Source organism: Sphingomonas radiodurans (assembly GCF_020866845.1).
In the GTDB taxonomy this organism is placed as follows: Bacteria; Pseudomonadota; Alphaproteobacteria; order Sphingomonadales; family Sphingomonadaceae; genus Sphingomonas; species Sphingomonas radiodurans.
Map to the genome: position 1 here is coordinate 1,125,452 of NZ_CP086594.1, position 12,823 is coordinate 1,138,274.

The 12,823-nt window shown below is 67.3% G+C and carries 10 protein-coding genes; 4 read left to right on the forward strand and 6 right to left on the reverse strand.

The features are described from left to right. From LLW23_RS05440 to LLW23_RS05450, 3 genes are all read left to right on the forward strand, one after another. Entirely contained in the window at window positions 1-2,106 is a 2,106-nt protein-coding gene (locus tag LLW23_RS05440; protein ID WP_228948478.1) for a RelA/SpoT family protein, read from the forward strand. A 279-nt stretch (window positions 2,107-2,385) separates the two neighbouring features. Then, window positions 2,386-4,197, forward strand: a complete 1,812-nt coding sequence (locus tag LLW23_RS05445; RefSeq protein ID WP_228947758.1) for a DUF885 domain-containing protein — start codon at window positions 2,386-2,388, stop codon at window positions 4,195-4,197. A 174-nt stretch (window positions 4,198-4,371) separates the two neighbouring features. Continuing rightward, window positions 4,372-5,388: a glycosyltransferase family 2 protein gene (locus tag LLW23_RS05450; RefSeq protein ID WP_228947759.1), complete on the forward strand. Its 1,017-nt coding sequence runs from the start codon at window positions 4,372-4,374 to the stop codon at window positions 5,386-5,388. A 160-nt stretch (window positions 5,389-5,548) separates the two neighbouring features. Here the strand turns inward: LLW23_RS05450 and LLW23_RS05455 are convergent, their stop codons facing one another. Both LLW23_RS05455 and LLW23_RS05460 read right to left on the reverse strand, forming a co-directional pair. Next, window positions 5,549-6,277, reverse strand: coding sequence for a class I SAM-dependent methyltransferase (locus LLW23_RS05455; protein ID WP_228947760.1), 729 nt, complete (start codon window positions 6,275-6,277; stop codon window positions 5,549-5,551). A gap of 1 nt (window position 6,278) precedes the next feature. After that, window positions 6,279-6,701, reverse strand: coding sequence for a GtrA family protein (locus LLW23_RS05460; RefSeq protein ID WP_228947761.1), 423 nt, complete (start codon window positions 6,699-6,701; stop codon window positions 6,279-6,281). A gap of 113 nt (window positions 6,702-6,814) precedes the next feature. On the opposite strand from LLW23_RS05460, the gene LLW23_RS05465 reads away from it, so the two are divergent. After that, on the forward strand, window positions 6,815-8,593 hold the full coding sequence (locus LLW23_RS05465) for an AcrB/AcrD/AcrF family protein (protein WP_228947762.1): 1,779 nt from the start codon (window positions 6,815-6,817) through the stop codon (window positions 8,591-8,593). Window positions 8,594-8,751: 158 nt separating this feature from the next. Here the strand turns inward: LLW23_RS05465 and LLW23_RS05470 are convergent, their stop codons facing one another. The 4 genes from LLW23_RS05470 to LLW23_RS05485 all read right to left on the reverse strand — a co-directional run bounded on the left by LLW23_RS05470 (window position 8,752) and on the right by LLW23_RS05485 (window position 12,773). Beyond that, entirely contained in the window at window positions 8,752-10,086 is a 1,335-nt protein-coding gene (locus tag LLW23_RS05470) for a sensor histidine kinase (RefSeq protein ID WP_228947763.1), read from the reverse strand. Further along, on the reverse strand, window positions 10,083-11,183 hold the full coding sequence (locus LLW23_RS05475) for a DUF2336 domain-containing protein (protein WP_228947764.1): 1,101 nt from the start codon (window positions 11,181-11,183) through the stop codon (window positions 10,083-10,085). The genes LLW23_RS05470 and LLW23_RS05475 overlap by 4 nt, the downstream gene beginning before the upstream one ends. 36 nt (window positions 11,184-11,219) lie before the next feature. Beyond that, window positions 11,220-12,398: a glycosyltransferase family protein gene (locus LLW23_RS05480; protein ID WP_228947765.1), complete on the reverse strand. Its 1,179-nt coding sequence runs from the start codon at window positions 12,396-12,398 to the stop codon at window positions 11,220-11,222. An 81-nt stretch (window positions 12,399-12,479) separates the two neighbouring features. Continuing rightward, entirely contained in the window at window positions 12,480-12,773 is a 294-nt protein-coding gene (locus tag LLW23_RS05485) for an Hpt domain-containing protein (protein ID WP_228947766.1), read from the reverse strand. Between the last annotated feature and the right edge of the window lie 50 nt (window positions 12,774-12,823).

The window sequence follows — 12,823 nt, forward strand, 5'->3', positions numbered from 1 at the left end:
GTGCTGCGCCAATATGAACTCGTAGACCGGGTCCTCGATTATGACCCCGATGCCGACGAAGCGCTGCTGAACCGCGCCTATGTCTTTTCGGTCAACGCGCATGGCACGCAGAAGCGCGCGAGCGGCGATCCTTACTTCAGCCACCCGATCGAAGTCGCCGGCATCCTGACCGAGCTTCACCTCGACGACGAGACGATCGCGACGGCGATCCTCCACGACACGGTCGAGGATACCGTCGCCACCACCGAACAGATCCGGCAATTGTTCGGCGAGAATGTCGCGCGGCTGGTCGACGGCGTCACCAAGCTCAGCAAGATCGAGGCGCAGACCGAAAGCGAGCGCGCCGCCGAAAACCTGCGCAAGTTCCTGCTCGCGATGTCCGGCGATATCCGCGTGCTGTTGGTGAAGCTCGCCGATCGCCTGCACAACATGCGCACGCTCCACTTCATCAAATCCGATGAAAAGCGCCGCCGCATCGCGCGCGAGACGATGGAGATCTACGCCCCGCTCGCCGAGCGGATCGGCATGTACGAGTTCATGAAGGAGATGCAGACGCTCGCCTTCGCGCAACTCGAACCCGAAGCCTATGAATCGATCACCCGCCGGCTCGAACAGCTGAAGGCCGGCGGTGGCGACAAGATCGCGAAGATCGGGTCGGGCCTGAAGATGCTGCTGTCGCGCCACGGCATCGATGTCGAAATCTCAGGGCGCGAGAAGCATCCATACAGCATCTGGCGCAAGATGCAGGAACGCCACATCAGCTTCGAGCAATTGTCGGATATCATGGCGTTCCGGGCAATCGTCCCCAGCGAGGACGATTGCTACATCGCCCTCGGCCATATCCATCGCCGCTGGCCGATGGTGCCCGGCCGGTTCAAGGATTACATCTCCACTCCGCGGCGCAACGGCTATCGCTCGCTCCACACGTCGGTGATCCACGCCGAGAACCAGCGCGTCGAGATCCAGATCCGCACCGGCGAGATGCACGCTGAGGCCGAATTCGGCCTCGCCGCGCACTGGGCGTATAAACAGGGCACGCGCGTCAGCCCGCAATCGCAGCACAGCTGGATCGCCGACCTCGTCGAGATCCTCGACACGGCGGGAAGCCCGGAAGAGCTGCTCGAACACACGCGCATGGCGATGTATCAGGATCGCATCTTCGCCTTCACCCCCAAGGGCGAACTGATTCAGTTGCCCAAAGGCGCAACGCCGATCGACTTCGCCTACGCCGTCCACACCGATCTCGGCGACCAGGCGGTCGGCGCGAAGATCAATGGCCGCGTCGTGCCGCTGCGCACCGTGATCGAGAATGGCGACCAAGTGCAGGTGCTGCGCTCCAAGGCCCAGACGCCCCAACCCAACTGGCTTGGGTTCGCGATCACCGGCAAGGCGTTGGCCGCGATCCGCCGCCACTTGCGCCATGTCGAACGCGAACAAACCGTCGCGCTCGGCCAAAAGCTGTACGACCATATCGTCGCGCGGCTCCCCGCCCCGCTTGGGCAGGACGCCAAGAAGCAAGCGATCAAGCGCCTGAAGCTCTCCGACGAAACCGCGCTGATGCAAGCAATCGCCCGCCGCACGCTCACCGACGCGCAGGTGATGGAGGCGCTGATGCCCGGCTCGGCCGGTGCCGACGTGGCGCTGGCGGCGCCGCTATCCTCCGCAATCTCGATCGAGGGACTGGCGCCAGGCGTCGCCTATGAGCTGGGCGGCTGCTGTTACCCGGTGCCAGGTGACCGGATCGTCGGCCTGCGCCGTCCCGACGCCTCGATCGAAGTCCATGCGATCGACTGTTCGACGCTTGCCGATCTCGCCGAGCGCTCGGAAGAGGAGACCGACTGGATCGACGTGCAATGGGGCACCGAAACCGAAGGCGCCACCGCCCGCATCGCGGTCGAGGTGAAGAACGAGCCCGGTGCGCTCGGCGTGCTCGCGACGATCATTGGTCAGCACAAGGCAAACATCATCAACCTGCGGCTCGACACGCGCGATACGCAATTCCACAGCAATATCATCGATGTCGAGGTCCACGACGCGCACCAGTTGATGCGCCTCCTGGCTGCTCTGCGCGCTGCCGACGCGGTGAACGCTGCGGAACGGGTTTAGCTTATCCATCGTCATGCCGGGCTCGTCCCGGCATCCACCGCGCCGCACATCCTGCAACCGGAAGCGGCACAAATGCCAGCGCCGCTGTCCTACACCCTGCCGCTTGCGGTACGCTCCATCCCTTCCCGTTAATCGCGCGCACGACCTCCCCGTTCGTCCCGAGCGAAGTCGAGGGACCGCCCCGAGCGCAACCCAACACAAGCCCGCCGCGAACCCCCTTGCGGCACCATTACTGCCATGCCTAGAACCACCGTCTCCCCACAAGAAAGGCTCAACCCCTTGGATCGCCGCAGCTTCCTCGCCTCCGCCAGCGCCGCCTCCGCCGTCGCGCTCATCCCCGAAGCGCTCCGCGCGCAAGCCGCCGCGCCGACCAACCCCGCCGACGCCAAGCTCAACGCCATCTTCGACCGTACCTTCGCGCAGACGCTGCAACGCTCGCCCGAACTCGCCACGTCGCTCGGCATGGACAAGGGCGCGAACGCCCAGCTGAAGCACCGGCTGTCGGATACCTCACCCGCCGCCAAGGCAAGCGCGCATGCCGATCTGAAGCAGGCGATTGCCACGATCCGCGCCGTCGATCCCGCTCCGCTGTCGCCGCGGTCGAAGCTCGATCGGGAAGTCATCCTCTATTCGCTCGACAGTCGCGCGCTGCCGCGTGATCGCTTCAACCTCGATGGCGTGCAGCGCCCGTTCACGATCTTCCAACAGGGCGGCAGCTACTTCTCGACCCCCGATTTCCTCAACTCGGCGCACACGATCAATACCGCCGACGATTGCGAGGCGTATCTCGATCGCCTCACGGCCTTCGCCACGCGGCTCGATCAGGACAGCGCGGATCAGAAGGAAGAGGCCGCACGCGGCTATCTCGCACCCGATTTCTCGCTCGATCTGACGATCGGCCAGATGGCCAAGCTGCGCGGCGCACCAGCAGCGGAGAGTGGCCTCGCACAGTCGGTCGCCCGCCGCGCCGCGGCGAAGACCATTGCCGGCGACTGGCAGGCGCGCGCTGCGAAGATCGTCGAGGGGCAGGTCTATCCCGCACTCGATCGTCAGATGGCACTCATCAAGTCGCTGCGCACCAAGGCACGCAGCTCGGCCGGCGTATGGGACGTGCCGCAGGGCGACGCGATCTATGCCGCCGCGCTCGAACAGGCGACCACCACCAAGTTCACGCCCGACGAGGTTCACAAGATGGGGCTCGATCAGGTCGCCGAGATCACCGCGCAGCTCGACGCGATCCTCAGGAAGCAGGGTCTGACCACTGGAACAGTGGCCGATCGCCTCAACATTCTCAACATTCGCGCTGATCAGGTCTATCCCGACACCGCCGAAGGCCGTGCCGCGCTGATCAAGGGGCTGAACGAAGGCAATGCCGCGCTGACCGCGAAACTCGGCCAGGTCTTCCTCGCGCCGCCGAACGAGCCGCTCGATATCCGCGCGGTGCCGACCGACATTCAGGACGGCGCGTCGAACGGGTATTACAACCGCGCCGCGCTCGATGGCTCGCGCCCGGCGATCTACTGGATCAACCTCAAGAGCGTCGGCGATTGGCCGAAATATTCGCTGCCCAGCCTCACCTATCACGAAGGCGTGCCGGGGCATCACTTGCAGATCTCGATCGCGCAGAAGGCGCCGCAGCCGCTACTGCGCAACCTCACCTTTTTCTCGGCCTATTCCGAAGGCTGGGCGCTTTATGCGGAAAGCGTCGCGGACGAGCTCGGCGGCTATGCCAACGATCTCGAACGTGCAGGCTTCCTGCAAAGCTATCTGTTCCGCGCCGCCCGCCTCGTGATCGATACCGGCCTCCACACCAAGCGCTGGACCCGCGAGCAAGCGACCGACTACATGGTCAAGACGGTCGGCTTCGCCCGCCCGCGCTCGCAGCGCGAGATCGAGCGCTATTGCACCCAGCCCGGCCAGGCCTGCAGCTACAAGGTCGGCCACGCCGCCTGGCAGCGCGCCCGTGCGACCGCAGAGAAGATCCGTGGCGACAAGTTCGATCTGAAGCGCTTCCACGAAGTGCTGCAATCGGGCGCGGTGCCGCTGACGATCATGGAGCGGCTGGTCGAGGAGCAGGCCCGGATGGCGTGATCGTCTGACCGGGATTCGACACCCCTCCCGTTCGTGCCGAGCGTAGTCGAGGCATGGCCGCGGGCGACGTCGCTCGTTGCCAGTCCCTCAACTTCGCTCGGGACGAACGGGGGGGGAGTGGCGAACAACTTCCACGTGCGTTCACCAGCCCCGGCCGTTAGACCGCCTCGCAACATGAAGCGTCCCGCCCTATCGATCGTCATCCCCTGCTACAACGAGGCCGCAACGCTGCCGCTACTCCACCAGCGCGTCGCGGCGGCGGCGCATGCCGCGGTTGGCGACGATCACGAGATCGTGCTGGTCAACGACGGCTCGCGCGACGATAGCTGGTCGATCATGCAATATCTCGCCACCACCGATCCGCGGCTGGTGGCGATCAACCTTTCGCGAAACCACGGCCACCAGCTTGCGCTGACGGCAGGGCTCGACCTCTGCTCGGGCGAGCAGATCCTAGTGATCGACGCCGATCTGCAGGATCCACCCGAGCTGCTCGCCGACATGCGCGCGACGATGGCGCGCGACGGCGCCGACGTCGTCTACGCCGTCCGCCGCAAGCGAGCCGGCGAAACGCTGTTCAAGAAGGCCACTGCGGCCGCATTCTACCGCTTACTCGATCGCCTCACCGATACCGAGATCCCACTCGACACCGGCGATTTCCGCCTGATGTCGCGCCGCGCGCTCGATGCATTGCTGTCGCTGCCCGAGCAGGCGCGCTTCATCCGCGGCATGGTCGCCTGGGTCGGTTTCCGCCAAGTGCCCTTCGTCTATGACCGCGCCGAGCGGCACGCGGGCGAAACCAATTACCCAATCTCGAAGATGCTGCGCCTCGCCTTCGACGCCGTGACGGGCTTCTCCACTGCCCCGCTGCGCTTCGCCAGCCATGCGTCGGTCGCGCTGGCGGGCCTGTCGCTACTGCTTTTGGTCTATATCGCCTGGGGCTATTTCGAAGGCGATCCGGTGCAGGGCTGGACCTCGACGATGCTCGTCGTGACAGTGCTCAGCGCCGTCCAGATGTTCGTCCTCGGCATGATCGGCGAATATATCGGCCGGCTCTACATCGAATCGAAGCGTCGCCCGCTGTATCTGGTCGCGGACATCGCCGGCACCGTCCACCGCCGCGCGACGCTCGGCTTCCAGGCCGAACGCACCATCATCCCCGAAAGCGAGATCGCCGGCAAAGGGCGCGGCTAGAGCGTCATTGCTCATACTGAACCGTTCGTGCCGAGGAGGCATTGAGCTTGTCGAAATGCCGTCTCGAAGCATCGAGGCACGCCCTTCGAGACGGCATTTCGCTATCGCTCAGCACCTCCTCAGGGCGAACGGACGTGGGTCAAGCTCAAGGCTTCAGCCGCTAAGCCGGCTCCGCCAGCGTCACGATCGACACACCCGGCGGCATCGGCACACGTCCCACCATGTGCCGCTCCCACCGGAAGATCGTTTCGAACAGCGCGTTCACCGGCCGCGGCGGCGGCGAATCGTCGCTGTCGTCGCGCCCGGTCAACCGCCCCGCCAGCCGCGCCGCGGCGGCGAGTGGGAACAACAACGAGTTGAAGTAAGCCAGCTTGCGCGGCCGCAGCCCCGCCGCCGCGATCGCCTGCTGCAACGTCGCCTTGGAATAGCGCCGGTGGTGATGGTTCACCACGTCGTGCGCGCTCCACATCCACTGATGCGCCGGCACCGTGATCAGGATCTTGCCCCCCGGCGCCAGCCGCTCGCGCATCGCCTTCAGCGCCGCTACATCGTCGGCGATATGCTCCACCACATCGAGCACCGCGATCAGGTCGTAATGCCCCGCCGGAACCCCGGGCAGCGTCGGCAGCGGCGCATCGCCAACCTCGCGACCCAGCCGCTGCCCGGCAATGGCACGTGCCGCGGGATCGATCTCGATCGCGTCGACCGTGCCGAAATCCGCCAGCATCGGCAGATTGTGCCCCGTGCCGCACCCGATCTCCAGGATGCGCGCATGCGCGGGCAGCCGCCCCTCGCGCGTCAGATAATCGGCCAGGATGTCGCGCCGCGCGCGATACCACCAATGGGTGGAATCATGCTCGGCCATGCGGTCGTAGACGCGGCGATCCATATCAGGCGAACACCCACAGTCGGTTAAGGGCAAAGGTGACGAGCGGCGTCACGAACACGATCGGCACCAGCGGCCACCACCACGGCCCGGCCATCATCGCATCGTCGGTCAGCAGGAATACCCACAAGGTATTCACGGCATAGCTGACGAGCGAAACGGCGAAGAACTTCGGCGCCGACGCCGTCGCCGACGTGCCGTGCCCGCGAAAGCTCCACTTGCTGTGCAGCACATATCCACTGAGCATCGCCACGAGATAGCCGCAGATATTCGCCACCTGCTCCGACGTGATCTTCAGCGCGGCAAGCGGCGAATAGACCGCCGCATAGCAGACCGTCGCCAGTCCGCCGGCGATCCCGAAGCGGACAAGCTGCCAGAATGTCTCGCGCCGTGCGTCGGTGATGAACTTGTTGCGAACCGCGTCCACGCCTTGCCCTTTGTGGTCCTCGGATTAGAGGCCGCTTCGATCTCGACCCGTCCGGGCTTCGGGACGAACGGTCGCAGCGCGTCTAGAGTGGCCGGCGGATCGAGGGAAGAGTTTTGAACGATACACGCAATGCCCTCGCTACCGAACTCGACCGGTACTGGATCCGGCTGACGCTGATCGCCTGGGTGGTGATCGCGATCTTCTTCGTCGCGCAGCGGTGGAGCGCGATCCACTGGCTGTCGCTTGGTGACACCGACGACAACATGCGGCTGGCGCAAGTCCGCGCGCTGCTCGACGGGCAGGGCTGGTACGATCTGCGCAATTACCGTCTGAACCCGCCGCAGGGCTTCGACATCCACTGGTCGCGGATCGTCGACCTGCCGATCGCCGGCCTGATCCTGCTGCTGCGCCCGTTCGTCGGCGTGGCGGAGGCAGAGAAGCTCGCTTGCGGCATCGCGCCGCTGATCCCGCTCAGCATCACCCTGCTCGGCATCGGTGCGACCGTCCGCCGACTGGTCGCGCCGCTCGCTTGGCCGCTCGCGCTCGTGTTCCTGATGGGCTCAACCGTCGCGATACTGATGTTCATGCCGGATCGGATCGATCATCATGGCTGGCAGCTCGCGATGCTCAGCCTAACCGTGGCCGGCCTGTGCGATCCCAAGGATGCGCGCGGCGGCATGACGGTGGGGCTGGGAAGCGCGCTGTCGCTCACCATCGGGCTAGAGATGCTGCCCTATTGCGCCATGGCCGGCGCGATCATCGCCTTGCGCTGGGTGTGGGACGCGGACGAGCGTCGCAGGCTGCTCACCTACGCGCTGTCGCTCGGCGGCGGGTGCGCCGCCGGCTTTGCGCTGTTCGCATCTGAAGCCAACCGCGTCCTGCGCTGCGATGCGCTGACGCCAGTATGGCTCAGCGTGTTCGTCGCGGCCGGTGCGCTGCTCGCGGTGCTGGCGCTGGTCTCTCCGCAAAGCCGCACCGTCCGGCTTGGCCTCGCGGTGCTGGCCGGCGGAGTCATCGTCGCCGGGTTCGGGCTGCTTTTCCCGCAATGCCTCGGGCGACCCGAGCAGGTCTCGGACGAACTCTACGCCAACTGGCTGGGCAACGTCCGCGAGGCGAAGCCGATCTACCGCCACCCGCTCCGCGTCGCCTTCCCGCTCGCCGCACTGCCCGTGATGGGGCTGATCGGCGCGGGCGTCGCAACATGGCGCGCGCGCGGCACCCCGGCGCTGCTCGGCTGGGCCTGCGTCGCGCTATTCGCCGTGTTCGCGATGCTGATGCTGCTGTGGCAGGTTCGCGCCGGCCCGGCCGCCCAAGTGATGGCGATCCCCGGCGTAACAGCACTCGGCTGGATCATCCTGCCGTGGCTGCTCGGCCACCAGTCACTGTTCGTGCGCGTGTTCGGCACAGTGACAGTCTTCGTGATCATCTCCGGGCTGTTCGCCGGCCTCGCGCTCAAGTGGTTCCCGATCGATCGGCCCAAGCCCTATGTCCAGCGCGTCAACCGCGCCTCCGGCCGCTGCGTGACGATGCCGGCGATGACCCCGCTGAACCGCATTCCGCGCCAGACGATCTTCACCTTCGTCGATCTCGGCCCGCGGCTGATCACGCTGACCCACCACGATGCGATCGCCGGGCCCTATCATCGCAACGGCGATGCGATCCTCGACGTGCAGCACGCTTTCAAACGCTCGCCCGAGGAAGCGCGCGCAATCATGAAGCGGCACGGCGCCACGCTGATGCTGGTATGCCCGAACATGGCGGAATCGACCGTCTATCGCGATCGTGCGCCGAACGGCTTCTACGGCCGCCTCGCGCATGGCGAGAAGTTCCCGTGGCTAGTCCCCGTCCCGCTCCCCAAGGGCTCACCGCTGCGGCTGTTCCGGATACGATAGAGCGTCATTTCCGCACCTCCACCCGTTCGTGCTGAGGAGGCATTGAGCTTGTCGAAATGCCGTCTCGAAGCACCGACGATACCCTTCGAGACGATACTTCGCCTTCGCCTCAGCCTCTCCTCAGGGCGAACGGAGCGCTAAGGTCACCCCATTCTCGCCTACCGAGCCGGCAGGCTCAGCACGAACCGCGCGCCTTCGCCCGGCGCGCTGTCGACGGTCAGGTCGCCCCCCATCGCCCGCGCAAGCCGCCGCGCGATGTACAGCCCCAGCCCGCTGCCGCCGGGCTCGCCCGTATCGACCCGCTCGAACTTGCCGAAGATGCGCTCTTGGTCCTCCGCCGCGACCCCCTTGCCCTGATCGGCAACGATCGCGATCGCACGATCGCCGTCGTTCTGCAGCCGCAGCCAGATCGTCGACCCGCGCGGCGAATAGCGAACCGCATTGCCGATCAGATTGACCATGATCTGCAGCGAGCGGCGGAATTCACCATGCGCCGGCACGGGTCGATCGAGATCGCCGCGGTCGATCGCCACGCCAGCATCGGCAGCGCGCACCGCGAGCAGCCCCGCCGCGCGACGCGTCACGTCGGCAAGGTCGATGCCTTCATCCTCGACGGTGAAGTCGTCGCGTTCGATCGCCTGGATGTCGGCCAGATCGTCGATCAGCCCCATCAGATGTCGCCCGGCACTGGCGATATCCGCGGCATAGTCGGCGTAGTGCGGGTCGATCGGCCCGTCGACGCCCGCATTGATACTGTCTGCCGTCGCGACGATCCGCCCCAATGGCCCGCGCAGGATGGTATCCAGCCGTCGGTTGAACGCGCTGCCCAGCGCCACCGCTTCCTGCGCCGGAACGACCATTTGGTGGAACGTCGCACCGACGAACCCGGCGAACGCGCCGCCGGTATCACGCTTGACGTGCCCCGCCAGCATCACCCGCGCGCCGCCCTCGCGCAAGCTAGCCGGCTGGTTTTCGAAATCGTCGAGCGCCGCCACCGCCTCGAGCAGCGGCAGCACGCCATGCTCGTCGCTGTCGAGCGCGAACAACTTGGTCAACGGCTGGCCGAGCGCGGCCGCGGCATCGAAGCCGTGGCGCGCGCCCGCTTCGACCAGCAGCCGCTGCACGCGCAGCCCGGCGTCGGTCTCCCACGTCCAGTCCGCGCCGGCCGGCGGCGGCACGCTGCCCGTCGCCGACGAAGGCCGCCACGCCGGCCGCTCGCGCACTGGCGATACGGCAAGCGCAACGCCGTTTTCACCCGGCGTCGCGCGGACCCAGCAATCGAGATCGACATCGCTGTCGGCGATCGTCACCGCGCGCGAGACGAGAATCTGCAGCCGCCGCGCCAGTCGCACGATCGTCGCCAATTGCGGCGTCGCCAGCCGTTCGCCGATCGCGCCGCCAGCGCGTTCGTTGAGCGCCATGAACGCGGCATCGGCCTCGACCAGCCGGTCGTCGCCATCGACACGCGCCGTAAGGATTGCGCCTTCGATCATCGCCCGCGTCCTCGCCCCAGCGCGAGCAGCGCGGCGCGGAACTCGGGATGCAGCGCGAGCGGCGCGAGCGCGTCACGCGCGGCGTCGATCGGGATCGCGGCGATCGTATCGAGTTCGTCGGCGAACGCCTCGATGTCGCGGCGCGGATCGGCATCGGCGAGCGCGAGCCCGATCCGCGCGATCGTTGCGCGGTCCAGCCCATGCGCGCGCAGCGCCAGCCACAACCGGTCTCCGTCGGGATCCAGCGTCAGCGCGCGCGCCTCGGCGAAGTCGATCGCGAGCGCATGCGCGACCACCGCCACGAACAGCGCTGCACGCCCTTCCTCAATCGCTTCGACCAGTAGCTCGGCGAGTTCCGCCGGCCGCGCGTCGATCGCCGCGGCCAGCCGCATCGCGACCGCGTCGAGGCGTTCGCCTTCGTCGTGCGCGGAAAGGCTGCGCTGCGCTGCCGCGACCAGCGCTTGATCGACCGCCGGTTGCTGCGCCGGCTCCACCGTTCGCGCGTCGCGAAGTGCCGCCGCCACCCACCAGACAAGCCGCCGGTGCAGCGCCGGGGGGAGATCGCCGCGGCGCGCCGTGCCGGGCGCCCGGCGGCGGCTGTCCGCCATCAGGTAAGCCGAAGCCGCAGCGGCGACGACACCGTCCCCACAGCCGGTCAGTCGCGCCAGCTGCGCGGCATTCGCCCCCGGCGCACGATTGGCGAGCAGCGCCTCGCCGAGCAGATCCTGCCGCACCTGGCCGATCAGCTCGCTCATCAGGTCGCGATCGCGCAGCAGACCCGAATCGATCAACCGCCCGAGCAATGGCGCCTTCCGCCCGTCGAACGCCATCCCCGGCGCAATTACGCTCAACCCGGCAAGCTGGCGCGCGGCATGGCCGGCTATCTCGCGTTCGATCGCCTGCACCGCCGTCGTCAGCACCGTGCCGACTGCGGCGCGCGTGCGATCGTCAAGCCGATCGTCCTCGGCAAGGAAGAAGTCGTCGATCGCCGTCGCCAGGCGCGCCTCCGCCCGCCGGTCCGCCGCCGCCACGCGCGCGAACAAGGGAGCGGCGTTCGGGGCTGGCGCCCGCGAAGCGTCGTTGGAATCGGCCGACATGGCGGCACTCTTACCGCGCTAGTCGTTAAAGTGCTGCTAAGGTTGGCGGCGAAGAACTTCGATCGCGAAACCAAGCGTTACCGCCGCGTAGAGCGTCGCCGCCACAAGGCCGAGCATCGGAAAGCCAAGCAGGGTAAAGGCACCGAGCACGACGAGATAGGCGGACGGATCGCCCCAGGCGGCTGGCCGATCTCGGGTCGCCGCGCGCTCGCCCAACCCTCCCGCAGTGACAAGCGCAAGCGCCAGAACCAGCCCGGTCAGCTCGCCCGTTTCGGCATCGATCGCATGACCCAGCAGCACGGCAGCGCCTGCCGGCACGACCGCGACCAATATCGTCATCGCCAGCGTCATCGCCGCCTCGTCGCGCAGCCAGGCAAAGCTCGCCGCCAGCTTGGCAATTGCCACGCTAAAAAGCGCCGCGATCAACCCGATCGTGAGCTGCCCGCCCCCCAGGGCAAGCAACCCGCCTGCCCCAAGCACCGCGGCCCCGCCCCCGATCGCCCCACTCGGCACATGGCGACGCATCAGCGCCGGCAACGTCAGCCGCGCGAGTGGGCGAACGATCCAGCGATCGAACCACCCCGTGCGCGCCGCAAGCGAGGCACTCACGACCGCACGGCTGCGCGCCTCCAGCATGTCGCCACGCCGCTCGATCCCATGCCCGGCGCGGCGGTCGTCGTCAGGCAGCGTCAGCCGCGCCGCACCCGCCTGCGCTGCCGCGTGGAGCAACGCCGACTGCACGTCATAATCGCGCGGCATCGCAGCCACTTCCGCCAGCCGCCCCCCATCGAGGCGCGCGATGCCCGCCCACGCATCGCCACCGCCGATCAGTTCATAATGAGCCGCCGCCTCGCGCTCGGGAACGACAAGCAGCGCGTCGCCCTCCTCGCGCGCCAGCGGCGTAAGCACCGCCTCGGTCGTGACGAGCCCGTCGCCCAGTACCAGCAGGTGCGACAGGGGGTGCAGCCGCGCCGCCGCCTCCGCCGCGCTGCGCACATTGTCCACCGTCACGCCGCGCCGCCCGATCCGCGCGATCGCGCCGAGCAGCTCAGGCGTCAGCCGCGCGACGACGATCACGATCTGCGATACCCCGGCGCCGATAAGCAGTCGCGCCTGATATTCGATCACCGTCATGCCCGCGAACGGCAGCGTCGCCGCGAGCGCACCGGGACGGTCGTCGGCATCCTGTACGGCAAAGATCAGCCCGGCGAGCATCGCGCGCTGTTAAGGAAAGTCCCCCGCCTCGGCAACGGCTTGCCGCTCGAGGCTCGCACCGCTCTCGCGAGCGGAGCAAGATTACAGCTGCGCCACTGCTCGCCGCAACCGCTTCAGCAACACGACATCGCCAGCAGATGCCTCGGTCGCTCGCGTCGCAATCGTCATCAATCGCACCGCGCCGAAGCTCGCTGCCAGCCCCTTCAGCCGCCACGCCGCCGATCGCCACGCCTCATCGTCGTTCGCCTGCTCGATCGCCGCCAGTCCACGCTGCGCACTTTCGAGGAACGCCGCGCGCAGCTCCGCGATCAGCGCGGGATCGTCTCCCACGGCGGCCGCAAGCGTCGCGTCGATCGCACCGGGATCATAGGCCATTGATGCGACGCTATCCTGCAACGCTTAACCGCAGGTTGCCGCTATTCGCT